We start from the raw sequence: 25,938 nt of genomic DNA, 5'->3' as shown, positions 1-25,938 counted from the left end.
CAAAGGTTGTCACGGTTATGAGGAAGCCAATCCTGCCTCAAAAATGGCTGCTTGCCGCGATGGGTATCTGGTTGGTTTTGTCCCCCTTTGTCCTGTTTCGTGAGGAAACTCTTTTGCAGGGCATGGCTGAACTTGAAGCTCTCGCCTTCATGGCAATTGGCATTGGTGTTCTGGTCATGTCCGGCGCTGACGGTCGGAGCCACCTTCTCGCACGGGTGACTCCGGTATCGGCACTGGGGATTTCGCTGATCGTCGCACCAACAGCGCTGAATTTCACCGGCCATATTGTGGCAACGGCCAATGCATGGCTAACGGGATCGGCGCTGATCGCGCTCGCCGCATGGGAGGTAATGGCAAGCCGCGGATTGCGTACAATCTCGTAAACCGGCGCGGGGTGGGAAACTGCCCCGCGCCCCCACATTCAGGCCACCTAAATGATCTCGTCCTCATCGAACATTGGATCACCGTCGAGCTGATTGGCGATCATGTCGATCCGCATTTCAACATCTGCGCTCGTCGTTTTGGCGATATGAAACAACGCGTCGCCCTCGTGCACAAATGGCAAATTGGTACGGCCCACAATGATGCCGTCCGTTTCTCCAAGAACGTCCTTTCTTACTTCGCCAAACGGGTCCGAGATCCGGCCAAGCAAGTCGCCGACCTCCACATATTCGCCCGCTGCCTTGAACGTTCTAAGCAAACCGCCGACCGGAGCGCGCACCCAGGAACTCGTCCGTGCGTGAACCGGCGCCTCACGCACGGTAGCGATGCCACGCCTGGCGACCATGCCCATCGCGTTTATAACCCGAAGAATACCTGCAAGACCCGCCCGGGCCGAAAGTTCGTCGAAACGCAGCCCTTCTCCCCCTTCGAACAGCAGCACATCGACACCTCGCTCTTGTGCCGCTTTTCGCAGGGACCCGTCGCGCAGCTTGGAAATCATGACGACCGGTGCACCGAACGCATCGGCGTATCTAATCGTCGCATCAGAGGCCGGAGAAACTCGAATTTGAGGCAGGTTGGTGCGGTGGATCGCGGCAGAATGAAGATCGATACCGAGGTCGGAACGCTCAACAATTTCGGTCATAAAGATATGTGCGAGGCGGCCCGCCAATGATCCGCCCTCGCTGCCAGGAAACGACCGGTTCAGGTCGCGCCTGTCCGGAAGGTATCTCGATTGTGTCATGAAGCCGAACGCGTTCACGATTGGCACAACCAGCAACGTGCCCGCGATCTTGTCGAGTTGAGGGGCCCGTAGCAATCGCCGTGCGATTTCGACGCCAATCACTTCATCGCCATGAATCGCCGCGCTGACAAACAGGACCGGCCCTGGGCGGCGGCCATGAACCACATGCACTGACATGCTGACCGGCGTATGATCGGACATCACGCTCACCGGCAGGTCCAGCGTAGTCCGCGTGCCGGCCGGGACGGTGAAACCGCCGATTTCAAATGGCTCGCGCATGGCTGTTATCCGCGCCCTCTGGTCTTGGTATTTCCCTTGGTGGCGTTCTTTTCAAGAAACTCGATGATCTTGCCTGCAACATCAATGCCAGTTGCCTTTTCCACCCCTTCAAGTCCGGGTGAGGAATTCACCTCCATGACAACCGCCCCATGATTGGCGCGCAGCATATCTACGCCGCAGACATTCAGCCCCATCGTCTTGGCTGCACGCACAGCGGTAGAGCGTTCCTCGGGTGAGATCTTGATGGGCTGGGCGCTTCCGCCCCGGTGCAGGTTGGACCGAAATTCTCCTTCGGCTCCCTTCCGCTGCATCGCCGCGATAACGCGGCCACCAACCACAAGCGCACGAATATCTGTACCGCCCGCTTCCTTGATGAACTCCTGTACCATGATGTTAACTTTCGCGCCGCGAAATGCCTCGACCACGGATTTTGCCGAGCGGTTCGAGTCGGCAAGAACCACCCCGATGCCCTGCGTACCCTCCAGAAGCTTGACCACCAGAGGAGCGTCCCCCGCGAGTTTGAGAACTTCGTCGGTTTGCTTAGGATCATGAGCGAACGTGGTGACAGGCAGGCCAATGCCGTCCCGCGCCATGAGTTGCATGGAACGCAACTTGTCGCGAGATCTGCCAATCGCCACTGACTCGTTGAGCGGAAAGACCCCCATGATCTCGAACTGTCGCAGCACGGCCAGCCCATAGAATGTGACCGATGCTCCGATCCGGGGGATTACCGCGTCATAACGCCCAAGCTTCTTACCGTCATAGTAGACCTCGGGTCGGCGTGAAGCGATGTTCATGTAGCAGCGCAGCGTGTTCACGATATCAAGCTCGTGGCCGCGCTGCTCGGCGGCTTCTTTCAGACGACGATGGGAGTAAAGTTCTGGATTGCGGGCCAGCATGACAAATTTCATTGGCGTTGTCCTTCCGGGTCGTTGCGTGTGGCTTTTCTTTTGATCCCAGTTGGAGCTTTTCCGGAACCCAGCAGATAGGAGTGACCCGGATCGACAAGAATTCCCCGCCTGCGAATGGCGGTGCGGCCAAGGATCAGATCAAATTCCATCTTCGCACGGTTGGCCAGCGAAACGTCGATCTGCCAGCGATGCCGCCCAAGCAAAAGCTGCGTTCTCACGATCAGTCGACGTTCGGGGACACCACCTGTGTTCTTGATCTCGCGTTCGTCGACAACCCTGGTTCGAACCCGGTTTGGTGAACGGCGGTTTTGGACTGGTATCATGAACTCGACCCATCGCTCGCCGTCAATCTCAAATACGGTCTGGTCCACTGCATGGAGCGCAGCGGTTCTTGCGCCGGTGTCTATCTTGGCCGGGATATTCTCTATTCCGAAGTCGGGCAGGCTGATGCGTTCACGCCAACCTATGATTTCTGGGTATGAGACACGCTTCACCATAGCATCTACTCTATGCAGTCATCGTTGGCACGTCTGTAGTTCACAAACGAATTGGCGCCCATCACGACATAGAACGTATCCATGTCGATTAACACGTACCCAAGTTCAAAAAGTGCAACCGAAAGTGCACGGATGTCTGTTTCGTACAATCGCCTGCGCCCTGCAATCCGGCGCACGAGCTTGTCCGGTATTCGATAACGTCCATTCGGCTTGCCGCCAAAGTCCTGATCGTAAAGCTCGGCGAGGCGTACGGCGGTCATGGATATCCAGTCATTTTCAAGCATGACTTTTTCTATATTGGCAACTAAAATTTGTCTATAGGTAAAAAAAATCTGCTAAAAGTCCTACATTCTCCAGAATTCACATCAAAGAATCGAATATGAGCGACACAGATACTATCCCGAGGGAACTGGAAACGCAGTTGCAGCAAGCCCTGGCAGAGCGTGACGGCGCTGAACTCGCACGGCTGCTTGATCCGCTTCCGTTGAGCGATGCCCTGCGTGAACTGCTCAATCTGCCAGTAGAGCAGCGGAGTGCCGTGCTGTCTTTGCTGCCACCGGAACTGGCTGCCGAACTTGTCGAAGAGGCGCCGAACGCGATGGCGGTCGATCTTGTCGAGCGCATGGAGTCGGAGCAGGCCGCCGAAGTCATCGAAGAGCTGGATTCTGATGTTCAGGCCGATGTCATCGGAGAGCTTGAAGACGCAGATGCGGAAGCAATCCTTACCCGGATGGATCCTGAGGACGCCGCAGATGTTCGTCGGCTGGTGGAATACGAGGACGATGTCGCGGGCGGCCTCATGGTTGCCGAAGCCTTCACGTTCTCCGAAACCGATACAGTTGGGAAAGTTCTACGGCGGTTCGCCAACGAAGAATACGACCTTGAACGCTATCGGGGTCAGCATCCCTATGTGCTGGATTCGAATGGTGCCCCAATTGGCGTGGTCTCATTGCGCAGCCTCGTGTCCACACGCCGAAGCGCGCGTTTGACCGATATCATGGTGCCCCCAATTACCGTCCCAGCCAACATGCCGCTGGAGAAACTGGAAGACTTGTTCGATGAACACCCGTTTCTTGGATTACCGGTCGTGGAAGCAGACGGGCACCTGGTGGGCGTTGTCTCGCGGTCTGCCGTTGATGAAGCCCTTTTGGAACGTGCGGAATCGGCCAGCCTGAAACGCCAGGGTGTCTTCGGCGATGAGCTTCGGTCGATGCCACTGCCGCTTCGTGCGAGGCGACGGCTTCAATGGCTTTCGGCCAACATTGTTCTCAATGTGATCGCGGCCAGCGTAATCGCCGCGTATGAACAAACCCTTGCCGCGGTGATCGCGCTTGCAGTGTTCTTGCCGATGGTGTCCGACATGAGCGGCTGCTCGGGCAATCAGGCCGTCGCCGTCAGCATGCGCGAGTTGTCCCTCGGCCTTGTCCGGCCCATCGACGCCATGCGTGTCTGGTTCAAAGAAGTGTCGGTCGGGGTGATCAACGGGTTCGTTCTGGGGCTTCTGATCGGCCTCGTTGCCTGGGTGTGGAAAGGCAACCCGTTTTTGGGGCTGGTGATTGGTGGAGCGCTTGCGCTCAACACCGTCGTCGCCGTGTCCATTGGCGGTGTTCTGCCATTGCTGTTGAAGCGCATCGGTCAGGACCCAGCTGTCGCCAGCGGCCCTTTACTGACGACTATAACTGACATGGCGGGGTTCTTCCTCGTCCTGAGCCTTGCAACCGCAATGATGCCACTTCTGGTTTGACGCTTTCCCGCACCCGAACCATCAGTTCGGTCGGGTGACTGGTACGCGTACTATCCAACGCCGCGCACGCGATGGATCAACAACAAGGTGCAAACCAGAGCCGTCGCTATGCCGACCCGGACCCAGATTCTCTACCAGCTTCTTTGTCAGCTTTGCGCTTAGCGCAGACATTTAAATGCCACTTATTGAATAACACTAGGGGTAACCAGTAAAATTCACGATGACGCTGTGAGTCGGTAAACGCCTATTAATAAAAACTAAATGGAACGTTATACGCACCACGTCAATTGTCTAAAATAGGTTGATGGCGGAGACGAAGGGATTCGAACCCTCGAGACGGTTTCCCGCCTACTCCCTTAGCAGGGGAGCGCCTTCGACCACTCGGCCACGTCTCCGCCGACGGGTATATCCTTGCAAGCGACGGGAATACAAGGCGAAAAATATGATTTGTGCCTCTCTCTGACAAAATTGCTGAACCCGTTGAAATCACGGTAAAAGGCGCCAACTTAAATGAATCATCGGCCAGAATTGGAGAATTTTTCCGGGGCGTTCTCCAACGTGAAACCACCGAACCGCCTGGTTCGAAACGACAGGGCACATCGAATCCCCATTCTGCATTGCTGCGTCGATTGAGAGATCGCATTCTCAAAGCGAAGAAGCTCTCTTGTTTCGATTAGATTACATTTCCTCCGGGCAGCGGCGGCAGCGCAGGGCAATGCAAACGAATAATGGCTCACTTTACGACCACCCTCGCCTTTATTAAGAGCGGTGTGGTTAATAAATCCAAGAAGGGCACAGAATGAAGAAATTTCTCGCATCCGCTGGAGCGATGGCATTTGTCATGTCGAATGCGATGGCAATGGATGCTGACAGAGAGGCTATTATTAACGAGAAAGTAGGTAGTTTTGTTGACGCTGTAGGCTGCGCGGATCCAGAAGCCGCACAATCTTTGCTTGCGGAACTTGGCACTGACGATTTTGACGTCACTACATATATTGCGTTTCCGGTTGAAGATGTCGGATGCGCAGGTGGGGCTGGAACAAGCGCATTCACGCCGGTCGTAGTACGTGTTCCGGAATACCGGCCTTCGGCGGCCCATGTCGACATGTGGGCAACGGCGGAAATTGAATTTGTAGGTATACCTGCGCGCGGATTGATATCAATAGAAGCGCTCGCGTCTAACCGAATGCATATCGTCGGAAAAGACTTCGCTGACGGTGATCCAAATTGTTGCCCGTCGAAATTGGTTGACCGCGTCTACCGTTGGGAACGTGGTGGGTTCTGGCTGCCGGAAGTTGATTGATTTGTTCTCAAAGTCAGCTGGCATACTAGACCGGCTGACCTGACCTCTTCCGCCTCTGCTATGAGCTGCTTTTTGATCTCAAAACCGGTCGGAGCGGGCTCCTCAGAACGCCTCGTTATGTGATCGGGGTCTCGATTATGTTTGGCGCAATCCATCAATAAGAACGTGACCGTCCGGTGAAGGAGCTCTGGCACAGCTCCGATGGTCCCTATGACGCGACGGTTACAGCGTACCCCGAAAGCACAACCTTAAGTACGCCCGCTTGCTTCCACAGTGCTTCCAGCGGGGTTGGCACAAATTGCAACACCGCCTTGAGGCGGTGCGTAACATACTGTTTTATGTAGGTAATATTGGTTGCGGGAGCAGGATTTGGCCTTTGCCGAACGTCAGCGGAACTATTAATCTAACAGGCCAACTTTACGCATGCCCTGGCTGTTTGAATTAATGACCGCATTGGGTCGGAGGGCAGACCCAGCATTGAAGTGCGCTAAAGATGCCTAGCGGATTTTTCCGCCATTGGCCCGCTTGCGCCGGAGGGCCGCAGTCAGCCGAAACCGGACATTTAATCCAAGATTTTGCAATTTGAGTGACACGCAAAGAACTGACCGCACATCGGCAAAAGCCGCGTGTCAGATTGCCAACGGCTGCGTGCTCTATGTCAACAACGCAAGTGTCAGAGAAAAAACTCTGCCCGTTCAACTACCCAAACCATCGCGACCAGACTTGCGCACGCGGCAACGGCAGCGCGAGAGCTAACCCAGATACAGCCTGGTTGTTTACGCAGCAACAACACCAGGGGCCAGACCAATAGAACGATTATGACTTGTCCAGCCTCTACTCCAACATTGAAGGCCAGCAAGCTGTGCCAAACGTTTGGTGCATCAACTCGTAGAATTTGATGCAACATGAAGGAGAAACCAAACCCGTGCAGCAACCCAATCCCGGACGTGATGGCAAAAGCCTTCAGGTCGCCATGTCCTTTCTCTGGTGGCCAAACCGCTATCGCAGCAGCGTAGATAATTGAAAGTGCTATTGCCAGTTCGACAGTTGGGATGAACCACGCTCCGCTCGGCGCGAAGCCAAAAAAACCTAAAATCAGTGTTATCGTGTGGCCCAATGTAAACCCTGTGACGCGGGCTAATAGGCTGTGTAAGTTCAATGCGCCGATGATCATGCAAAGCACAAACAGAACGTGATCGGGACCTTCCAAAATATGCCGAATACCTTCGACAAAGAAGGTCGAAGCGGCTGCGGTTGCTGATCCGGAAACTTCGACCGGGGTATGCATCAAGCCCCGTGCACGAAATGTCCGAACATCCTGCCCGTTATAGTCGAGGATCAGGTTCGCCGTTTCTTCTTGTTCAGGAAGTCCCGGATCAGAAGTGTAGGATAAACTGTATGCTCCAACCTCTCCCGTCAGAAAGCGCAGATGTACGTCAACCATCACCTCGCCAACATAAATCTCCTCGGTTGTTGGAAAAACATCTCTTGGCGCAAGTGCCGAGCGTGCCTCATTGAGCGTAGCAAACCCTGGCTCTTGCCCCAACGGATGTAGTCTTATCGAGACGATTTCTGATGTTTGCCGGTCACCGTCGATAGATAGCTCAAAGCTGTTTTCAGCAATACGAGCCAAGCCGGTTGGGTCTTTGTGAAATGCGGCCTGATCTAAGTAGTGCATGAGCACGCCATCTTCGATCACATTGTATGTGTACGGAGCCGGTGCAGGCAAACCGTCCGTACCTTCGGGACCGACGAGTTCTGCAACCAAGTAAGGCATCGGGAGGCGCAAATAGACATCTAGGCCATCTTCCGAATGGGCAACATGATGGATACGGACATTCTGGTTTAGATTGAAATGCGCCTCTGCTCTGCCTGAACACAAAAAGATCATGGCAAACAGGAACGTTGTATAAAACAACCTCGCAATAGCCACTGAATTACCCTCCTGTTTTGGCGCTAATAATCGTCAGGTCATCGAGCATCCAATGGTCGCCATGCCGCGAAACTTCTAGCAAGCCACGATAAGAAACCGCTTGCCTATGTAGATGCCCCCAATGACCTCCGCTTACACGGGCAGTCCAATTGGCGAGGGCCTGATGCTGATTTCTGTCTTCGCCAGGCGTGAAACTCTCGACATTCAGGTCTGAAATAGCTTCGACGCGAGCCATAGCACCAGAGGGCAAGGTAACTGACAAGCCACGACGCATTTCTGCTTGAACCTTGTCGCGATTAATTGCTTCGACATATGGCTCCATCGCACCTAAGGCATTATCATCTAGCGTCTCAAGCATCGTAGTTCCGATGTTGGTCACTAGCCCTTCTATGATTTGACGCGTCGCGATGTCATCCGGCTCGGGCGCTGTCGACGGGTTGTTCAGCCAATACGTGACAATCGCAGCGGCACCGAATGCCCCGGTCAGGCCAAGCAAGATCAGACGCTGACTATTTGCACGCTGCAACGAGTAATAGGCGCATATCAAACACAGGAAACCTAAGCCGAACGCAAACGAGGGCACCTGTGTTACACCCGCGACTTTGACGACAACCGGGCTCGTCTTTGGGTTTGTCCAAGTTTTCAAGTGATTGTTCCAACTTACAACTGGATCGGATTCATAAATCTGCGAGGGGACTGCCCCTGCCGGATCGGAGATGGTGATCGGAATAATATCCAGACCATCTGGAAAAAGTTCCCATGCCAGATCAACTCGGTTCGGCAAGGTCTCAACCGGATAAGAAAGGACAACGCCCAGTAACAGCGTCTTTCGGTTTGCCTCCGCCTCATCCGGAAGAACACGCAAGCCTTCGGCCCCAACTTCGATACGTGAGACCTGTATCGTTTCCGGTTTCATCGGCTTGCCGTCTACGGCGAGCGGGTTTCTAGTCGCAAGAAAGTCCGATACGCCAGACTTGATCCTGGCGACATCATCTGGAGTTAATCGCTCTGCGCCTCCCAAGCCCAGATCGGCCCAAGTTTCGAAATCTTTCAAACGCAATATGATCTCGTGCCGGACGACACGCGGCTCCATGGCCAGGAACGACATCATAGGGGACTTGTGGTGGCGGGTGAGATTTGGGTTTTCAAATTTTGTAAACCACGGATCGTTCCAATCTGGACGCATGGTCTCAGCCTGAGAAAGGTAACGATAGTCTGTCACCGGAACACCCATGTGCTCGGCCACAACGCCAAGTGAAGCCAAGGGAATCCCGTCTGAATTTAGCGGGGGAATGAACGTGATCCGTTCAGGCTTGCCATTGAACGGAAACTCCATATCCACGTAAACGACATTTTCGCTGCGTGGTCGCGGTCGATACTGAGCGCTCGCTGCTGTTTGCCGGGTAATTCTAGGGCGCACATCAATCGTATTCGTTGTGCTGGTCAGTTCCTCTTCATCTGCCCAGAGTTGAAGGTTTTGACCCGTACGCTCAGCCAGCGACGTACCTGAACCATCATCTGGAATGACGAAAATGGGATAGTCGTTCAAATCGACCTCAAGGAGAACCCGCACATGATCAGGCTGTACCGAAAGCTCAACAAAGTTTGGGGCGGTTTCTCCTCCGTAGGGGGACACGAGGTCAGCAATCGATTGGTTAGCGCCAATCGCCCAACTTGCGAGCGCCGCGCCCACCCAAACCCATGTCTTGCTGCAATCGCCGACCTTAGAAATGAAACGCGACGGCAGCATAGATACCATTCTGGTCAACATCATAGGCAAACTCCCCGCTCGAGCGGTCAGTGGAGTAATCAATTCCATAGAACTGATAGCCAAACCGCAGGGACGTGTTCTCCCAGCCTTTCCAGTCAAGGCCAGCCAGAAGCAGGTATTGCAGGTCATCGCCATTCACGCCGAACCCACTCAGTTCGGCACGGCTGGCGAAGCTCCATTTGTCGTTGATTTCCATCGCATAGCGGAGCGCGATCATCGGCTCGAACCAATCCTCTGTTCCGCCCAGCGTCATACCTGGGCCGGGGCCCGAAAGGTCGATCTCTTGTTTAAGGCGGTTCCACTGTACGCCAATTGCAGCGTCTGCTGCATAGCGTCGACCCGAAGCATTGACCCCGTTCGCAAATCGGTAGGCTCCCTGAACATTTACAAAGGTCTGCCGGACATCAACATCGACGTCTACTCGTCCGCCTGGCAGGGTTCCGTCTTCGCCAAGCCTTACATAGTACACTTCCGAGATGATCCCGAAGTCGCCGTTCCAGCCTTCGTAACGTACCGAAGCTGCGCCCTGTAGCACGTCCAGTACTTCGCTCAGACTCAGGTCCAGATCGACGCTTGTTCCATCTATAGTTGATGTGCCCGTAGTGCTGAGCGGAAGGAACAGATAAGGGGTGATCGAGTGCCGCCAACCACCTTCATCATCTTCAGAACGTGCAAGAGACTGGGCGTTGGCGGCATGAGATATCGCGACAAGCAACCAACCAACACAGACCAAATAGCGAGAAATCAATGAGGTATATCGCATAGAGAGTTCCGATCAGAATTGAAAGAACCGGCGCATGTTGAAGTCGCGCCGGTCAAATTTGATATTAGTTGTCACCCGGATACGGGAACTCCTGCCCCAAAGCTTCCGAAGCTTCTTCGTAGATGGGTCTCAAGACGTCATCGACATCGTCAAAGCCACCCTTTGTGAAATCGGAAAACTCCATCACCTCCGGAGAAAGTCCTACCTTCTCAGCATATGAGGTCTTGTCAGCAGGGTTCGGCGGCTCAGCTGGTGCAGCGAGCGGCGGCGCCCAAGTGTGCTCTTCTGTTGCCGCCATCCGAACCGTAATCGCGTCTTTCGTGACATTCCAAACCATGAAGTCATCTGCCAGGCTTAGCGGACCATCATAAGTGCTGCGTATGCGTTCGAAAACATTGTTAGTTGTGTCGAAGTCATTAAAGAAATGATAGGCGACCGCCATTCTTGGCTCAATATCGCTCATGACTTTTCCGAACGCTTCGGGCGCTGTATGTACCTGAGTTCCAACCAGTAGCGCGGATTCGGGCGTAAATCCCATTTTTGCCACAAGATCTGGAACCGCTACAAAGCATTCATGGATGGCGAGGTCAGCGTTCTTAGCGTATTCCTTGAACCACTTGTTCGGATAAGTGTCTGAGCTAAAAACAAATTTTAACCCATTCCATTCCAGTGCGTAGCTGATTGCACCATCAATTGAATGGATGGCTGGAAACGTACGAATTTGGACGCCATTTTCTTCGTAAATTACCTCGTTCTCTAACCTGTAATCGAACTCATTAACCTCCATTGAATAACCGCGGAAATCAGTGACGCCTGCACGACCTGCCAGATCCCATGTGAGCATTTTTTGCATATGATCTAGTGCATATGCAGTACCAAGTTCTTCTGATGGTCCACTTGGGCCCCAAACCCGCAACGGAATATTCCGCCCCATCAATGCGCCACCGATAAACAAGTCATGCAATGCGCCGAAATGGTCGGTATGAAGATGGCCGATGAAGACCTTGTCCAAATAATTGTACGGGATTTGAAGGGAGGAAATTCGCTCGGCCGATCCCGAACCAATGTCGAACAAGAACTTGTCTCCATTGCCCAGTTCCACAAGGAAACACGCAGCAGCCTGAGCAGCTCGCGTTGTAGGCATTCCAGTTCCACACGCGATGACCCGCATCTCGTCTTCGGCGAGATCTTCAGTATTGGGGTAGTACACATCGCGTGGACGATCACGCACCATTGTCGGAGAAACTTCCTCCGTTTCCTGCGCGTATGCTGCCGAAGGAGCGACTACATCTATTAACGCATCAGTAATCGCTTGAGGAGAAACAGCCCAAGCGCCAAATATCGCACCAATTACGAAGTGCTTGCTAAGTCTTCTGTAGTTCATAGGTTGGGCCATGTGTAATCCTCCAGTCGCTTAACAGATTGGCAAGCTGGCACTGCGGAGTTTCGCGCTCCGGCTCGCTGTTTTGGTCACAAGGTTATGGTTTAAGAGACATTCACGTAAGTGACTCACGGTGAATACAGGGTGACTCACGGGCCATTAAATGCAAAAATACGAATGTGGTACGACAATTTGAAAACATCTCGGGCGGTCAGAAGCGCGCTGCCCTCGGCAGGTTGCTTGCCGACGCTCATCTGGATGGATCCGATAGGCTTCAGGCGTTCCTGACGTACATCGTCGAGGAAGAGCTCGCTGGTCGGGGAGATCAAATTCGAAGCAAGACTATCGCTCAGGATGTATATGACCGCGATACTTCAGAGGGGACCGATCCGGAAAACATCGTTCGCGTCGATGCACGGCGGCTTCGTCAGTTCTTGGAACTGCATTACGAGGGTATCGGAAAAGATGATCCGGTACGACTGTGTATCGATAGCGGTGGATATAGGCCGCGGTTCGAAACTGTCTCAGAAACCAATGCGGTATCAATCTCAACAAAAGCCAAACGCTTTGGGCTGCCCATAGGGGCGTTTACCATTGGGGCCATCGTTGGTGCGTTGGTCGCAGTTGGCCTTGCCCAAGATGGACAGGAAACTGCTTCTGCCGAAGTGGGTGGCATAGCTGTAAATGACTCGAACGCGTACATGCAGCGCGTGGCAATTTACGAAAAATCCCCAGCTACATTACAAGCATTCAATTTGGCGGAACAAGCGCGGACAATGATATTTCCGATCTTCGACCGACAACGCCAGCTACTGGTTCTGTCCGTATTCGAAGGCGTGATTGAGATCGATCCAGAATATTTCGGTGGTTATGCTGGTGCTGCGCAGGCACTCGCGTCCCTTGCGGTGATAACTCCGCCGTCTGACGCCAAGACCGAATATGCTGATGCCGCCATGAAGCTGGCGAACCAAGCGGTTAGCCTAGCCCCAGACCAAGCCTGGAGCCAGTCTGCTAAAAGCTGGGCCTTTTTCGCCAATCGCGACTATGACGCCGCGCTACAACTCAGTAGACGCGCATCAAAACTTGACCCGAATGATGGTGCTGTACTCGACTTTCTTGGTGCTGTGGCGATGTTCTCGGGCGAATTAGAGGAAGCAATTGCAACGGCTGACAGACTTTCTCTGCTAGGTTCCAGTAACCAACGATTTGCTAACAGAAATATCTCGGGCGCGACTTACTTTCATCTTGGCGAATATGAAAAGACCGTAGAGCGCTTTGAGGAGGCTAAGCAACTTGGCGATCCACTCAGCGCTCTTTCGCTTGCCTACGTTACGGCAGCGCTATCAGCCATGGGGCAAGATTATGCGGCTAAAGCCAAACTGGCTGAACTTGAGCGTGCGTGGCCGGATGCGCCATTAGGTGCAATGCTCAAAAGCATCCACCAAGATGTCGAGAACGCAGAAGCCGTGCTACGCGAGTTGCGAAAACAAGGATGGGTAAACCCTGCACAATAGGATGATGCACAACAGCTGGTAGTGATGCCAAAGTCAAAATAGTCTCTGCTGGCGCCGGTACTCAGGTCGACACTCAAATCACCAGCGCGGAGTCGAGTTCGATATCAGAAAGTGAGATAACGGACGTTTGCTCAGTCTTCGCAAAGTCCGCTTTAATACGCAACTCGGTCATAGCGCCATTTTCCACGAGCGTCTGCTCTTGACGGAAGCCGCCGCTCACTGGTGAATTGCGAAAATTTTGCCGTAAATGTCGGCTACTCGAACCTAACGAGTCATCTGATAAAAACACTCAGATGACCGGGTCGAGCCCAAACCTACCAAGGTTGGCTGCCCCGGGAACTTCCTTCTTAACACCAACGGTAGTTCAGCTAGATAGTTCGAAACTGTCTAAACACAGATGGATATCGGGGGGCCTATTTTGGATAAAAGCGCTTTGATTGGGTCATGGAAAATGCATGCGTGGACGCGGCAGTCGGTGGCAACGGGAGAAATTACCGATGCACTGGGGCCCGACCCAATCGGCTATATTGCATACCACGCAGACGGTCGGATGATGGCCACTGTTTTCAGACGCGATCGCCCGAACTCAGGCCGAAATGGTTGGACCGAAAGCGAAAAAGCACAGCTTTTCGACGACATGCTTGCCTACGTCGCGTCTTATTCACTGGAAGAAAACCGCGTCGTTCATCATGTTGATGGGTCTTGGAATCCAAATTGGCACGGCGACCTTTCGCGTCCATTTGTACTCGAAGGTGATAGATTGGTGATTAGTGGTGCTCCCGGAATCGATCCCATGACGGGCGAAGAAGTCGTCTATCGGATGGAATTTACGAAGGTATAGGCGCTTTAACGACAGAACCGCCAAACACCGGCTGGTATTGGTTTTGGTATACATGCCGACCAATACGAACGGCAGATTTGTCCGCATCTCGGTCATATGCTCATTTTCATCGGACGTCCGACTTGATCAGAAGCGGCCATCGAGTTTGTTGAACTGCAGTTTTTGATGGGTGCGATCGGTTTCTATGATGGCAAAGACAGTAAAGTGCCCACGTTGGCAGGGTGCCGATGCCTGGTGTGGGAGGGCTGGATGGAGACTTCACCATGTCCAGTATTCAGCTTCCAATAGTCAGACCGTCTCGGCCGCCGTGGAATAAGAACCGACTAATTGGCCAGAAACGTCCACTCCTTCCAAGACAAGTTTGGGCAATTCGTGCGCGACTCGAACTCGCCGGGAACCCGCGCAACCTCGTGCTGTTCAATCTCGCTATCGACAGCAAACTTCGCGGTTGTGATCTTGTTCGTCTGAAAGTGGCAGATCTCGTCGTTGCCGGAGCAGTTCGAGACCGCGTATCGATCGTCCAGAGCAAGACAGGCAGGCCAGTTCAGTTCGAAGTGTCCGAGAACACGCGAAGATCAGTTCTTCAGTGGGTCAGTTCGCCCGCCATGCTTGGGCGCCAGTTCCTCTTTCCAAGCAGGTTCTACAGTTCGTCGCACATTTCGACTCGGCAATACGCACGTCTCGTGCGCAGTTGGGTGTCAGTCATCGGACTGGATCCTTGTGGGTACGGAACGCGTTCCCTTCGGCGGACAAAAGCTGCGTTGATCTATCGGAAGACTGGCAATCTTCGGGCCGTCCAACTCCTGCTTGGACACACCAAGGTTGATAGCACGGTTAGGTACCTTGGCGTCGAACTCGACGACGCGTTGAGCATCGCCGAGAAGATCGACATTTGACAGCTTGACGGACGGCATAAGCCGTCCGTCATCTCAAATCGCGTTAGCGATTGGAAATTCAAAGTTTTGGCAGTCAATGACCGCTTTCGCCAACGCCAGACGTTCGCTGCACTTTGCACGAATGTCTCAGTTGCGGACAAAGCTGACGTTCGCGGTATGGCTACCAAAGTCTGCTATTGTTCCGGACAATCAACAAACAATAACTTTGGATGGTGTTGTATTAGTCAAGAAATAGCATTCTCTGAGTTTTAGAGACGTTTTCCAGTAGGCTTGGCTACATTCTCTGACAAATGAAATCATTTCGCTTGAAAATAAGCTAAGCGGGCAGCGCCATCACCACTTGTTGATACAGCATCCAAAATCTGCCAGCATACTTTGAAATGTCCTACTTCGAACATCATGTAAGTATTTTTGCGAGTTTGATGTGTACAAAAACTCAAAGCGACTATTGACGATATTGGCGGCAGATGTTGCTGGGTTTACGAAGTTCGTTTCTGAGGATGAAGAGGCTACCCTATATCGTCTCGCAGAGCTTCGTTCGATTATGGATCCGATTATCAAGTCTTACGGAGGCAGGATCGCAAACACGGCAGGCGATAGCGTGCTGGCGTGTTTTGACAATCCCACCGGCGCGGTGGAAGCCGCTATTTCCATTCAAGAACAACACAATGCTAACAATGCTCAGCTTAGAACAAGTGACCGCATGAGGTACCGGATCGGTATCAATATTGGTGAGGTCGTTCAGCAACCCAATGGTGATTTGTTGGGTCACGGAGTGAATGTAGCATCAAGGCTTGAGATGATTTCGGAACCCGGTGGAATCTGTTTAGCCGAAAACGTTATTGAGCAAGTCAAAGGAAGCTTGGATTACCGCTTCACAAAAATCGGCGAGCATTTTGTCAAAAACCTTGATCAACCATTGAAGGTGTACAAAGTAGGTGAGGCCACCCTGCCAACCTACGAGAAAGCCGCGCGACGACTTCAGGCTTGGGTTCGTGGGCAGTACTTTTTGCCCCTCTTGTTCGCAGTTGTATTAATATCTATTGGCTTCTCAGCCTTTGTCCTTCTGTCAAACAAATCCGACGAAGCCAAAAGTTTTGACCCTGAATACCTCGAGGACTTTCTGACCTTAGATCCATCTCCCGAAGAATTGCTCGAAATTTTTGATTTAGTAACCGTCGGCGAATACAAGGATTCGACTTACTACGTAATTAGAACGTGGGGCGCAGAATTTGAGATTCTTGAAAAGGTTTCCGAAGCCTTGGGTGGACACCTCGTTACCATCACTGACCGAGAAGAAAACGACTTTGTGTATCAACTGACGCTGGAAGATGATGGGCACTGGGCGTTTGAGGGAAACCTCGCTCTGGGACCATTAATTGGCTTGGTGCAGGACCCCGAAGGCGCGGAGCCTGATGGTGGCTGGGGATGGGCAAATAATGAGCTGATGAATTTCTCCAATTGGAAGCGGGGTAGTCCCGACAACAGCAGCGGCAATCAGGATTTCGGAAACTTTCAAGGCCCTAATGTTCCCAAATCCAGCCCTCTTTGGAACGACACAACAATATGGAAGCGTTCGTTCATAGTTGAGGTTCCCAAACCCTAATTCCGAAATGTACCAGTTACAGTTTTGCGGAAGGTTCGTAATTCAAGAGTGGTGCTTGACTGATTCCCGAACACCTCACTAGCATCAGTGATAAGTATTCTAGTGGGATTTTGGTGATATGCGGTCATTTTTCGTTTTAATTTTAATATGTTGTGTTGGGGTTTTAGGGGCAAAACCCGTGGCGGCCGATTTCGCAAACGCCCAAAAAAGACTGGAATTCTTCTCTGCGAATAGTTCCTACCGAAATGCCTGGTGCCCGGAACGTAAGCCTTCCAAATTCACAACCGCACCAATCACTCAACCCTTCAAAACAGCATCAGGCAAAGACCGACCTCCCGCTGTTTTCATGAATGAGCTCGGCGCAGCAAATTCCCATCTACTTCGTACCGGATCCAAGGCGGACGCCAGCCGGATCGCCGATCAACTTGCAGCCGCCGCTCAGGCCAGATCATTCGAAAAACAAGGTTTGTACGATGGCGTTAAGGTAGACGCAGCCTGGTGGCAAGCGAACATCCTACTTAACTTGTCGATGGTGCACAGTTCACTAAGCGCAATTCTGGGAAAAAATGACCCAAGAGTTGTCGCAATTGCGGAGTGGGGAGATCGGCTTGCAGCAAGGGCAGGCTCAGTAGGCGGTTTCGAGCAGATGTACGGCAAAGAAGGCCATGCCGCCCGTGCGGCTGGGCTTTTGGCATGGGGTGCAGAAACAGGTAATCGAAAAGCGTTCAAAAAAGGTGAAAGAGATCTAGCATATCTAGCGCGGCAAATGCGCCCGAATGCCCCTTTGGCCGGTACATTTGACCAAGCTCGCAACAAACGTCCGGCCAAGCGGCAACTACACTACACGTTTATCACATACGGGTACCTCGTGCTTGCGATGGATGCATCGCGGCGTGGCGGTGGAAAAGGCTTTCGACATAAGAGCCGTCAGACAGATATCCATGGAGCATTGGTATGGCTTGTTCAGTCATCAGCTGCGCCGAATAACCCAGTTGGCTTAAGCGGTCCCCAAGATACATTTTTCTGGACTACGCGAAGCGATAGGTACCACAACCTTGCTTGGGCGGAGGCCTATCTTCGCAACTATCCCAACACCCAAGCTGGATTGCTTTTGAAAAGAAAACTCAAAGGCCAACGTTCGCGCGGCGTGTTTGCCGGGTGGTATGGTGGCAACCTGACCTGTTCTCTTGGCCCGGGCAGTTAAGGCCAACCAAATATCGTGAGTGCCGTTTGTTTACGCTTGAAAACGGGAGCGACAAAGCGGGGAACTTGTCATCACGTGCCATGTTCATTAAATTCATGGTGAAGCGTAGTGTGCAAGAAACACCGCCACCAGTGAGCCTGTGGTGCCAACCTCTCGGACAACACGGTACAATGTTGATTGGTTTCTTAGTCGTGGCTGGAAACAAAGCCGACGTTCGTGCACCATGCAGTATCAGGCACTATGGGCTCGACACGGTCATCCGACTGTTTTTCTCAGAAGACGACTACGCGCCGCTAAACGGCCGTTCGGTTACGAAAAACCGAACTTTCTGCTCTTAATGACCGCTTTCTGCGAATAGCAGACGCTGGTTAAAAATTCGGCTATGTCCGACTTGCGGACAAACCGGTCGTTCGCGGATTAACACCCGAAGCAAAAAGATAAACGCTGTCACTCTTTCTGCTTGGATTAAGGCGTTCTCTACAGGACAAAGCGGAGGTGAATTGCACTTTGCGTAAAACCGGCATCCAGATAAAGAGGTATTAGTTCTTGAGTTCGACCTTTGCCTGGACTTTCAGGCCTGGGATCAGAAGTGTCTGCGGATTATTGAACCTTGCCCAGACGCGCAGATTGCCTTGCCCATCCAACTCATTGTCGGTTGAGATTATTTCTCCGGACTCCTCGAATACTGTGCCATTGGGCAGGATCACGTAAACATCCAGCTTCTTAAGTAGCTGAGGTATAGGCACTGGTGAGACGTTCTGAAGTGCAATGAGTGTGTCATAAGGCTGAAGATACGAAACCAGAACCGTGTTCAGGTCCAAAATCTCTGCAATTGGACGGCGTGTCTGCGTTTTCAAATAAGCTCCGAGATCATGCTTCGGGGCGACAATCCAGCCGGAAGCCTGCGCTTTGATTTTAGTTGCGGACAGAACAACCTGCGCCTTCTTTAACTTTGCCTGCGCTTCCCTCAACGCAACTTCAGCAAGCGCAAGCGCCTGTTTGGTTTCCAGCTTCCTCAACGCTGTGGCAGCACCTGTGCCCGCTAGGGAGGACGCACGCTCTGCCGCTTCGCGTGCGATTTCCAGTTCCACTTCTCGTCGCCGCACCTCATTCTCAGCCAGTTCGACGTCCAGTTCAAAGGTCTGCTTTGCAAGTTCAAAAAGCACCTCGCCTTTCTCGACGCGTTGCCCGTTGATGAAGTTCACACTAACCAACGTTCCGTTAATGCTGTTCGAGACCTGTGTGCGTTCCCCAGCTTCAACGACACCTTCGAAGACCTGTCGTTCCAAGAATTCGACAACCTCATCAAGTTCGCTCGCCATCACCTGAGAAAAGCTAAGCAATGCCATGGAGACGGCTACGACGAATGTGCCGAAGAATTCACAGCGATTTATGGAGCACTTGCTGCGAAAGAATTCCATTTTCTTTTTGATCCTTATTACAAAAGCGTATCACATACAAAGATCGTGACATTCGAAGCGGAACATGTCGAAACGTTCAACGAGCACGCCCAACACTCTTCTGGCTCGCTAGTTTGGAACGACGCAACTGAAACTCTCTGGTTTACTCGGATCGCCACTCCCATCGTAAGTTACAATGGCCGGATGCGCGCAGATAATCCGCCCGCCTTGTCCGGTGGGCTCGCGGGTCAGCGGATGGACATAAGGCGCGTCGAGTTGGTCAGGTGCCACCCCTGTGTCCAACCATTCTTCCAGCGCCTCGATATAGTTTGTGCCGTCCGGTCCAGGCCCAAACCGGCAGTGGGTGATGCCGGGGCGAATAAACAAGCGTACATCTTCGCGAGCAGAAGGGTCGTGTTCAAGCACCCGTTCGTAATAGGCAATAGTTCCGTGTGCAGACAGCGACCCATCCATCCAGCCGTTGTCAATTATAAGCTTGCCGCCATTGGCCCGGAATTCCGATAGGTCGGGATTTTCCGCATCAAGCGTCGGGCTCAAGCGCGCAGCGTGATGGGCGAAGTCAGAAAAGTCATAGTCTTCATAAGTCCAGTCAGGATCGCCGTAGAAGAAGTTCTTCATCAATTGTGTAGAGAAACCCCAGGTTGCATTAGGAATCGGAGGCGCTTCATACACCACCGCATCCTCATCGCCGTCACCGGGGTGGAAGTCGATTTCGGCGCCCTCGACATAGCCTCCAGTATTCCACATCGACCAACCCAGCGGATTGTCCGGCAACTCCACGCCCATCGGCATGCCGGGCCACGACATGCCCCCGAATTCCACCTCGCGATAGAGATCTTCTGCGACCCGGACCTGTTCTGCGCTCAGGCACTGATTGGTTTCACCTTCTCCACACAGCAGGCTCGACACCACAAAGTCGCACTGGCGCGGATCATTCAGAATGCCGTCCTCAAGCCCGTCAATCGCGTCGCATTGTGCCATGATGGCATTCCCGAGAAGGGCTTGCGCCTCGGTATCGATGACTGGTGTCGAAATCTGGTTTGGATCAGGGAACATGTTCATGGCGTCGTAAGTCCACCGGCCAGCCATCTCCTTTGTCCAGGAGTAGGCTGGTGCCCCGGCATAGATGCCATCGAAAACGCCCGGTGATCTCTGCGCGACCATCAAAGCCTGACCACCGCCACGGGAGCATCCATAGAAAAGGTTGCGCTGTATTTCCGACCCATAATACTCAGCTATGATCGCTTGGGACGACACAGCCGTTCTGTGCACTGCCTGGAACCCAAAACTGACCTGGCGTTCAAGATTGTTTAGGGCCCAGCTTGCGACGATAGCGTTGCCCTTGTGTCCTGTGTCCGTCGTGACGGTCGCCCATCCGTCGGCAAGCACATTACCCAAAGCCATAGCGGCATTGTTGAAATCGCCGGAGAACCCTCCGCCACCGCCCATGACGAACTTACCGTTCCAGTCGTCCGGAAGCAGCAGTTCAAATCCGGTCTCGGTCCCAATTTCACCGATAACACGACAATGCGGTGCAGGTTCAGACAGCGCTTCTACAGTTAAGACAGTCATATCGGGGACGCTGGGAACTCCGCTTAAACTGCATTCACCGGCGGCTACAGTAGTCGCTCCCGTTGCGAGTGCAGCTATCGTAAAGCCTATCAGCTTGGCAGGTCTTTGAAGGCCTTCCAAAGTCGTTGAACAAAAGCACATTCGGGTCCCCCCCCATGTATTCATTTTTTTGAGTATGTTCGAACGTACTGTCCAGAAAACCATGCTGTCCAGAGAATCTTGTCGCCGAAGCGAGGTCCGTGCATTTGAACAAATGATTGCAAACAATCATATCGGTACCGTTTTCCAGAGAACAAACACGATTTAAAAAGACTGATTCTTATAGTCAGCTCTGAACTTGGTCGGTTTCAAGCTTCTTACGTTTGTAGAAATGCGAATACACAGAGCGTTCTCTTAGTCGACAATAACTGTGACAAAAGCGCGGACTAACTTATCCGTCGGTTACGTCCGCTTTGGGCTCGAGGCAGTCATCTGAGTCTTTCAGTCAGATGACGGCTTAGGAACGGATAGCGGTCATTGTTGGTGGTCATTCCGAGAAATTTCGCCTTAAGGTCTGCATTGAACGGCAGCGGACGTTCGCTGAAATCTTCTGAACGGCAGAGTTGCGGGACCTTGCTGCCGTTCGCCGCAGTTGCAGCCTGATTATCTTGGCGTGACAGCTATGCGCAGGAAGCGGATATTGCAAAGTCGGCGAGAACGGTTCAAGATCGACAATCGTCGGTCGGCCTGGTTACCGAAAAACGGCTCGACAAAGCAGACATTGGCGGTTCGCACAGCGGCTTTAAAGAACTGCGTCACCGACACTTACCACCGTCGCCTCAAGGCGGAAGAGGGGTGTTGCGCCTTTCCAGTTTTCTCATTTGGAAAGATTGGCGGCGCCAATACCAGCAGATTGCGCGCCCGTTTCTCGCAGACGATTCAGCTTTCGAATACCCGCGACCAGACTCCTTGGCCCAGAAGTTCAGCGAGCCGACCCCGCAAGCGTATGATGTCTTGCATCGCTTGGCTTCGGTTACGGTCAATCTTGGAAAAAATGACAGCAGTAGATCTGGCCGACGTCTGTCTGGTTTTTGATTGGAGGATCGCCTTGTCCGCAGCGGCATCCACGGCCAGCTGGTAGCTTTCAACAGCTGCGACCAGCTCGTCCACAATCTGCATTGCCGCGACGCGTGTGGTGCTGTCCTCTGGCTCGATGGCATCATTCAACTTGGACCTGAGGGATTCCGGGTTCAGAAATGACGCTGGGCCGTCGGATGGCCCTCCAAACAAGAAATTGACTGCTGTGATTGTTATGAGTACGGGCATTTCAGATCTCCAGACGTGTTCCACCACTCAGGACGTCCGATTTCTTGTACAGGATCTCGGCGACCTCGGGCCAATACTCATCTGGAACTGAACCTTGCAGTTGTTGCTGCAATCCAAGCAGCTGGGAACGTCGCGACAGCCGATCAGCGTCATAACTGGACGAAGCTTCGGTCAGTTGCCTGCTGCTTGTGCTCTGATCAATCGAAAGACGATTGAACTCATCGACGAAGGTCAGATGTGCCTCAATCATTGATGACGACAATGCCTCGATCTGACGCGCGATGTTCACCAGTTCCGAATTGTCACTTGCCGGGATGGTCGCAAGTCTGGCCCTGAGATCGGAGTTGAGCTCATTGATTTCGGACGAAGCCGTCAAGGACGCGCAACCCGCGACACAGACAAGCGAGGCCGCGGACAGAAGTGCAATATACTGGCGTCTCGAAAAAGCGTATTCGTAACGTTTGATCATGATCGGACCCCCGTCAGTTCTGTTCAACCCAGTCGACCCTGCCGGATGAACATGGCCTTGTTATCTATGCCTTGCACGGGCGATTTTGCCGCCCATGCCTTGTTCCCACCTGATCCTTCAGACACTCACTCGATAACGGGTAGCCCCGTTACGGCTTCGAATGCGTCAGAATGAGCTTCGACATGATGTGGATCACGTGTGCCTGGAAGAACTTCGAAGAAGGGATCGAAATCGACCATCGCCTGCGCCAGAACACCCAAAATGGTCGGATCGCCGTCGAGCGTTGCGGTACCATCAGCGATCTGGGCATCCAGCGATTTTTCCCCGGCCATGACCGGCTCCAAATCTGATCGATTGATCGTGAGTGTCACATCCGGAGCATCAGAGATGAACCCTTCGACATTGGTCAGCGTGCTGTTGCGCAGTTCGACAAGGAACTTCTCGCCATTGTCCGGAGTGACGAGGTTCATGGTGAATTCATGCCCTTCAACTTTGCGACCGTCCATCTTAATGGCGAGGAAGTTTAGGAACAACTCGGTCGACATGGCGCGGATCACGTCTGGGCTGGAGGTATCCGGAATGTCCCCGCCGGGAATGCCCGAGCGCAATTCGAACGCGCCGGACAGGAACGAATTGCGCAGCCCCGGGTTTTCCTGCTGGTAGCCAAGCTGTTCGTAGACATCCGCCAGCAGGTTCCGCGCCGCCATGTTGCGCGGTTCGGCCTGAACCAGCTTGTTCAGGATTTCGGTCGCCAGCATGTAGTCGCCCTTGTCATGCAAGTCGGCCCCACGCGCGATGATCGCGTCCGAACCGCCCATCATCTCGACATAGAGCGGGGCACTGTCCTCCGGCGACGGCGGGATCAGCGTGGCCGGGTTGCAATCCCAGAACCCAATATAGCGCTGCACCACGCCCCGGCTGTTGTGGGCTGCTGACCCATGATAGCCGCGGCAATGCCATTTATCCTGTAGTCCTTTCGGAAACTCATAAACGTTGTGGATTTGATTGATCGTCACGCCCTTGTTTACGAAATGCAGGACTTGATTGTTCATGTTGGCGTAAACATCACGTTGGTCGCGCAGAATGGTCTGAATGCGATCATTTCCCCAGCGCGGCCAATGGTGCGAATAGAACATCACCTCGGCCTCTTCCCCATAAAGGTGCAGCGCCCGTGAAATGTATTTCGACCAACGTAACGGGTCCCGCACCGGCGCACCGCGCAACGTGTAGATGTTGTGAACCGTCGCGGTGACGTTCTCTGCCATCCAGAGCGCTTTCATGTCCGGCAAATAGGTGTTCATGTTAGATGGCGCTTCGGTGCCCGGGGTGTTCTGAAAGATCATCCGCACCCCGTCGACCTCGAACTCCTCGATATCGTCTTCGACGATGCGTGTCGGTGCGATCAGGCCAACCTGACCGGCGGAGACGCCTTGACCAAGCCCTTGGCCAGCGTATCCGTGTGGGCTCGCAGGCAGCAGCAGGCCATATTGGTAAAACAGTCGCCGGTTCATAGCGTTACCGGCATACACGTTCTCTGAAATCGTGTGTTCCATGAAGTCGCGCGGAGCGATGATCTCGACCTTGCCAGACCGAACATCGGCTTCGTCGACGACACCACGAACACCGCCCCAGTGGTCGCCGTGGCTGTGCGAGTAGATCACCGTCGTCACAGGCAGCCCTTCACCCACATGTTCTTGGAACAACTCCCATGCCGCCCGCGCCACTTCTGCCGAAACCAGAGGGTCGATCACGATCCAGCCGGTCTTGCCGCGCACGAATGAGATGTCCGAAAGGTCGAAACCGCGCACCTGGTAGATGCCGGGGATGACCTCGTAGAGCCCATAGTTCTGGTTCAGGCGCGAGATTCTCTGCATCGAAGGATGGATGCTGTCAAAATTTTCGTCCGAGTTCAGAAAGTCGAACCGCTCTTTGTCCCAGGCGACATGACCAGCATCCGCCATGATCTGCTTCTCGGGCATTTCTGCGATCAATCCGCGCTTTTGTTCGTCAAAATCCTGCGTGTCAGAAAACGGCAGGTCGGATCGCGCTTTGTCCAGAATTGCCTTGGTGTGTGAAGATGGCGCTTTGCCTTTGGGGTGGAAATGGCCATCCAACGGCGGCGCGACCTCCTGCGCATGAGCGACGGCATCATCCAAGAGAACGTTTGCAGAAACAGCAAATGCTGTTCCGACAGTGGGTATGGCTTTCAAAACATCTCTGCGGGTGGTCATCATCTTTCTCCGTTCTTGTTGACGTGACGAGCGGTTGTTTCCACCTCGGCGCATTTGGGTCTGACAGGCCGATCTGAGGCGATGCTTGCATCGAACAACTCTCCGTAAACAATGATAGGGGGCGTTGATTCACTAGACTTGATCACCAGAGCAACTTACGATGTTTATTGCTTCATCATGAGCACGGGAATGAAGCGAAGAATGTGCTTGAAGGGCCGGCATGGGGAATTCTGGACAACTGACGGCAGAGCAGAGTGACATTCTTCGAGGGTCCGGATGGCTTTCCACTAGACGCCCGGCGTTTCAGGACGATTTCCTGAAACTAGGCGCAGTAAAGACGCTGGAAATCGGACAGATTCTCTATCCTCGTGGCCGGGTTCCAACCCATGTTCATGGTCTGATCCGAGGGCAGATTGACGTTCAACTTCTTGCTCCGAACAATGAAGAACTGGCATACCCATCCGGTCGGCAAAGCAAGTGGTACAGTTTCTCGGATGTGATCACCAACGAGCCCGCAGTGGGGTTGGCCATCGCGCGCCAACCGTCAGTACTGCTGCGCATTTCCAGACGGGAACTGATGCACTTTTTGGACTCAAACCCACGGCGTTACGTCGACATCATCGCTCACGACAACGCGCTAAGGCGTCAAATGCAAGAGGTTGTTGCAGAAATTGTCACGGGTGAAGGTGTCGACCTGGTTGCGAGGCGATTGTCATGGATGGCAGCAAACGACCGGCTGGATGCGGGTAATTCGGTTGCGATCTCACAAATGGACTTTGCATTGGCTGTCGGTGTTTCGGTTCCAACTGTCCAGCGCGCTTTTCGCGACATGAAACGCCGGGGAATTCTGGAAACCTACTACGGCAAGATCGTGGTCAAGGACACCGTAGAATTGAAACGTTTCGCCGACAAGCTCGGGGCCGGGTAGCAAGATCTAGGTCTGATGACGGAATGCGCTGTTCGTTGGGCAAACTGAGATGCTGCACTTGCAAAGAAAGGATGGCGCGTTGGGTCTGCTCTGGGCTCGGTGCGGTCATTCGGTGTATTGGGTTCAATGTCTGCTCTAGCGGCAAAGCGACCGGTCACTCGGCAGGCGCATGTATCCACTACA

At 53.2% G+C, this 25,938-nt stretch carries 22 protein-coding genes and 1 tRNA gene; 9 read left to right on the top strand and 14 right to left on the bottom strand.

The window, feature by feature from the left end; genetic code table 11:
- Nucleotides 1–17: 17 nt before the first annotated feature.
- Entirely contained in the window at nucleotides 18–383 is a 366-nt protein-coding gene (locus ACR0LI_RS13440) for an SPW repeat domain-containing protein (RefSeq protein ID WP_480718673.1), read from the top strand.
- A gap of 47 nt (nucleotides 384–430) precedes the next feature.
- On the opposite strand, the gene ACR0LI_RS13435 is transcribed toward ACR0LI_RS13440, so the two are convergent.
- The 4 genes from ACR0LI_RS13435 to ACR0LI_RS13420 are packed head-to-tail and all read right to left on the bottom strand — an operon-like array spanning nucleotide 431 to nucleotide 3,157.
- Entirely contained in the window at nucleotides 431–1,465 is a 1,035-nt protein-coding gene (locus ACR0LI_RS13435; RefSeq protein WP_480718672.1) for a succinylglutamate desuccinylase/aspartoacylase family protein, read from the bottom strand.
- Nucleotides 1,466–1,470: 5 nt separating this feature from the next.
- Nucleotides 1,471–2,376, bottom strand: a complete 906-nt coding sequence (rimK, locus tag ACR0LI_RS13430) for a 30S ribosomal protein S6--L-glutamate ligase (protein ID WP_171638640.1) — start codon at nucleotides 2,374–2,376, stop codon at nucleotides 1,471–1,473.
- Nucleotides 2,373–2,873, bottom strand: coding sequence for an ATP-dependent zinc protease family protein (locus tag ACR0LI_RS13425; protein ID WP_171724338.1), 501 nt, complete (start codon nucleotides 2,871–2,873; stop codon nucleotides 2,373–2,375). Before ACR0LI_RS13425 ends, rimK begins: the two co-directional genes overlap by 4 nt.
- 5 nt (nucleotides 2,874–2,878) lie before the next feature.
- The gene (locus ACR0LI_RS13420; RefSeq protein ID WP_171724339.1) at nucleotides 2,879–3,157 is read right to left on the bottom strand and encodes a hypothetical protein; all 279 of its coding nucleotides are present in this window, start codon (nucleotides 3,155–3,157) and stop codon (nucleotides 2,879–2,881) included.
- Between the two features lie 95 nt (nucleotides 3,158–3,252).
- Here ACR0LI_RS13420 and mgtE point away from each other — a divergent pair, with 95 nt between their 5' ends.
- Entirely contained in the window at nucleotides 3,253–4,617 is a 1,365-nt protein-coding gene (mgtE, locus tag ACR0LI_RS13415) for a magnesium transporter (protein WP_480718671.1), read from the top strand.
- A gap of 305 nt (nucleotides 4,618–4,922) precedes the next feature.
- Here the strand turns inward: mgtE and ACR0LI_RS13410 are convergent.
- A tRNA-Ser gene (locus tag ACR0LI_RS13410) sits at nucleotides 4,923–5,012 on the bottom strand.
- A 404-nt stretch (nucleotides 5,013–5,416) separates the two neighbouring features.
- Here ACR0LI_RS13410 and ACR0LI_RS13405 point away from each other — a divergent pair.
- On the top strand, nucleotides 5,417–5,920 hold the full coding sequence (locus tag ACR0LI_RS13405; RefSeq protein WP_480718670.1) for a hypothetical protein: 504 nt from the start codon (nucleotides 5,417–5,419) through the stop codon (nucleotides 5,918–5,920).
- Between the two features lie 673 nt (nucleotides 5,921–6,593).
- On the opposite strand, the gene ACR0LI_RS13400 is transcribed toward ACR0LI_RS13405, so the two are convergent.
- From ACR0LI_RS13400 to gntH, 4 genes are all read right to left on the bottom strand, one after another.
- Nucleotides 6,594–7,853, bottom strand: a complete 1,260-nt coding sequence (locus tag ACR0LI_RS13400; protein ID WP_480718669.1) for a HupE/UreJ family protein — start codon at nucleotides 7,851–7,853, stop codon at nucleotides 6,594–6,596.
- Nucleotides 7,854–7,857: 4 nt separating this feature from the next.
- Nucleotides 7,858–9,627, bottom strand: a complete 1,770-nt coding sequence (locus ACR0LI_RS13395) for a hypothetical protein (RefSeq protein ID WP_480718668.1) — start codon at nucleotides 9,625–9,627, stop codon at nucleotides 7,858–7,860.
- Nucleotides 9,578–10,387, bottom strand: a complete 810-nt coding sequence (locus ACR0LI_RS13390) for a hypothetical protein (protein ID WP_480621680.1) — start codon at nucleotides 10,385–10,387, stop codon at nucleotides 9,578–9,580. The genes ACR0LI_RS13395 and ACR0LI_RS13390 overlap by 50 nt, the downstream gene beginning before the upstream one ends.
- A 64-nt stretch (nucleotides 10,388–10,451) precedes the next feature.
- Nucleotides 10,452–11,783: a guanitoxin biosynthesis MBL fold metallo-hydrolase GntH gene (gene gntH, locus ACR0LI_RS13385; RefSeq protein WP_170771292.1), complete on the bottom strand. Its 1,332-nt coding sequence runs from the start codon at nucleotides 11,781–11,783 to the stop codon at nucleotides 10,452–10,454.
- Between the two features lie 164 nt (nucleotides 11,784–11,947).
- Here gntH and ACR0LI_RS13380 point away from each other — a divergent pair, with 164 nt between their 5' ends.
- The 5 genes from ACR0LI_RS13380 to ACR0LI_RS13360 all read left to right on the top strand — a co-directional run bounded on the left by ACR0LI_RS13380 (nucleotide 11,948) and on the right by ACR0LI_RS13360 (nucleotide 17,829).
- Nucleotides 11,948–13,282 (top strand): tetratricopeptide repeat protein, encoded by a 1,335-nt coding sequence (locus ACR0LI_RS13380; protein ID WP_480718667.1) that lies wholly within the window; start codon nucleotides 11,948–11,950, stop codon nucleotides 13,280–13,282.
- A gap of 418 nt (nucleotides 13,283–13,700) precedes the next feature.
- On the top strand, nucleotides 13,701–14,123 hold the full coding sequence (locus tag ACR0LI_RS13375) for a lipocalin-like domain-containing protein (RefSeq protein WP_480718666.1): 423 nt from the start codon (nucleotides 13,701–13,703) through the stop codon (nucleotides 14,121–14,123).
- A gap of 263 nt (nucleotides 14,124–14,386) precedes the next feature.
- Complete coding sequence (locus ACR0LI_RS13370; RefSeq protein WP_480718665.1) at nucleotides 14,387–15,019, top strand: tyrosine-type recombinase/integrase; 633 nt, start codon at nucleotides 14,387–14,389, stop codon at nucleotides 15,017–15,019.
- Nucleotides 15,020–15,443: 424 nt separating this feature from the next.
- Nucleotides 15,444–16,625 carry an adenylate/guanylate cyclase domain-containing protein gene (locus ACR0LI_RS13365; protein ID WP_480718664.1) on the top strand — a complete coding sequence of 394 codons (1,182 nt, stop codon included), beginning with the start codon at nucleotides 15,444–15,446 and terminating at the stop codon, nucleotides 16,623–16,625.
- Between the two features lie 118 nt (nucleotides 16,626–16,743).
- Nucleotides 16,744–17,829, top strand: a complete 1,086-nt coding sequence (locus tag ACR0LI_RS13360; RefSeq protein ID WP_480619617.1) for a hypothetical protein — start codon at nucleotides 16,744–16,746, stop codon at nucleotides 17,827–17,829.
- Nucleotides 17,830–18,368: 539 nt separating this feature from the next.
- Here ACR0LI_RS13360 and ACR0LI_RS13355 read toward each other — a convergent pair.
- From ACR0LI_RS13355 to ACR0LI_RS13335, 5 genes are all read right to left on the bottom strand, one after another.
- A complete protein-coding gene (locus ACR0LI_RS13355; protein ID WP_480621752.1) occupies nucleotides 18,369–19,250 on the bottom strand; it encodes an efflux RND transporter periplasmic adaptor subunit in 882 nt (293 codons plus the stop codon).
- Between the two features lie 108 nt (nucleotides 19,251–19,358).
- Nucleotides 19,359–20,963, bottom strand: a complete 1,605-nt coding sequence (locus ACR0LI_RS13350) for a DUF6351 family protein (RefSeq protein WP_480718663.1) — start codon at nucleotides 20,961–20,963, stop codon at nucleotides 19,359–19,361.
- A 777-nt stretch (nucleotides 20,964–21,740) separates the two neighbouring features.
- Nucleotides 21,741–22,127, bottom strand: coding sequence for a hypothetical protein (locus ACR0LI_RS13345; RefSeq protein WP_480605684.1), 387 nt, complete (start codon nucleotides 22,125–22,127; stop codon nucleotides 21,741–21,743).
- 1 nt (nucleotide 22,128) lies between these two features.
- A complete protein-coding gene (locus ACR0LI_RS13340; RefSeq protein ID WP_480605681.1) occupies nucleotides 22,129–22,596 on the bottom strand; it encodes a hypothetical protein in 468 nt (155 codons plus the stop codon).
- A 125-nt stretch (nucleotides 22,597–22,721) separates the two neighbouring features.
- Nucleotides 22,722–24,827 (bottom strand): alkyl/aryl-sulfatase, encoded by a 2,106-nt coding sequence (locus ACR0LI_RS13335; RefSeq protein ID WP_480605679.1) that lies wholly within the window; start codon nucleotides 24,825–24,827, stop codon nucleotides 22,722–22,724.
- Between the two features lie 220 nt (nucleotides 24,828–25,047).
- On the opposite strand from ACR0LI_RS13335, the gene ACR0LI_RS13330 reads away from it, so the two are divergent.
- Nucleotides 25,048–25,755, top strand: a complete 708-nt coding sequence (locus ACR0LI_RS13330) for a Crp/Fnr family transcriptional regulator (RefSeq protein WP_480605676.1) — start codon at nucleotides 25,048–25,050, stop codon at nucleotides 25,753–25,755.
- Nucleotides 25,756–25,938 lie beyond the last annotated feature (183 nt).

The sequence above is a fragment of the Ruegeria sp. CL7 genome (genome assembly GCF_056536445.1).
The sequence above is the reverse complement of the archived record's forward strand: the minus strand, read 5'-3'. Positions and strand labels throughout refer to the sequence as shown.

Coding starts and splice junctions, on each gene's coding strand:
- ACR0LI_RS13405 (WP_480718670.1), top strand. CDS start 5,417: ATGAAGAAATTTCTCGCATCCGCTGGAGCGATGGCATTTGTCATGTCG.
- ACR0LI_RS13420 (WP_171724339.1), bottom strand. CDS start 3,157: ATGCTTGAAAATGACTGGATATCCATGACCGCCGTACGCCTCGCCGAG.
- ACR0LI_RS13340 (WP_480605681.1), bottom strand. CDS start 22,596: ATGATCAAACGTTACGAATACGCTTTTTCGAGACGCCAGTATATTGCA.
- ACR0LI_RS13330 (WP_480605676.1), top strand. CDS start 25,048: ATGGGGAATTCTGGACAACTGACGGCAGAGCAGAGTGACATTCTTCGA.
- ACR0LI_RS13435 (WP_480718672.1), bottom strand. CDS start 1,465: ATGCGCGAGCCATTTGAAATCGGCGGTTTCACCGTCCCGGCCGGCACG.
- ACR0LI_RS13355 (WP_480621752.1), bottom strand. CDS start 19,250: ATGGAATTCTTTCGCAGCAAGTGCTCCATAAATCGCTGTGAATTCTTC.
- ACR0LI_RS13425 (WP_171724338.1), bottom strand. CDS start 2,873: ATGGTGAAGCGTGTCTCATACCCAGAAATCATAGGTTGGCGTGAACGC.
- ACR0LI_RS13335 (WP_480605679.1), bottom strand. CDS start 24,827: ATGACCACCCGCAGAGATGTTTTGAAAGCCATACCCACTGTCGGAACA.
- ACR0LI_RS13345 (WP_480605684.1), bottom strand. CDS start 22,127: ATGCCCGTACTCATAACAATCACAGCAGTCAATTTCTTGTTTGGAGGG.
- ACR0LI_RS13370 (WP_480718665.1), top strand. CDS start 14,387: ATGTCCAGTATTCAGCTTCCAATAGTCAGACCGTCTCGGCCGCCGTGG.
- ACR0LI_RS13360 (WP_480619617.1), top strand. CDS start 16,744: ATGCGGTCATTTTTCGTTTTAATTTTAATATGTTGTGTTGGGGTTTTA.
- gntH (WP_170771292.1), bottom strand. CDS start 11,783: ATGGCCCAACCTATGAACTACAGAAGACTTAGCAAGCACTTCGTAATT.
- ACR0LI_RS13350 (WP_480718663.1), bottom strand. CDS start 20,963: ATGTGCTTTTGTTCAACGACTTTGGAAGGCCTTCAAAGACCTGCCAAG.
- ACR0LI_RS13440 (WP_480718673.1), top strand. CDS start 18: ATGAGGAAGCCAATCCTGCCTCAAAAATGGCTGCTTGCCGCGATGGGT.
- rimK (WP_171638640.1), bottom strand. CDS start 2,376: ATGAAATTTGTCATGCTGGCCCGCAATCCAGAACTTTACTCCCATCGT.
- ACR0LI_RS13395 (WP_480718668.1), bottom strand. CDS start 9,627: ATGATGTTGACCAGAATGGTATCTATGCTGCCGTCGCGTTTCATTTCT.
- ACR0LI_RS13390 (WP_480621680.1), bottom strand. CDS start 10,387: ATGCGATATACCTCATTGATTTCTCGCTATTTGGTCTGTGTTGGTTGG.
- mgtE (WP_480718671.1), top strand. CDS start 3,253: ATGAGCGACACAGATACTATCCCGAGGGAACTGGAAACGCAGTTGCAG.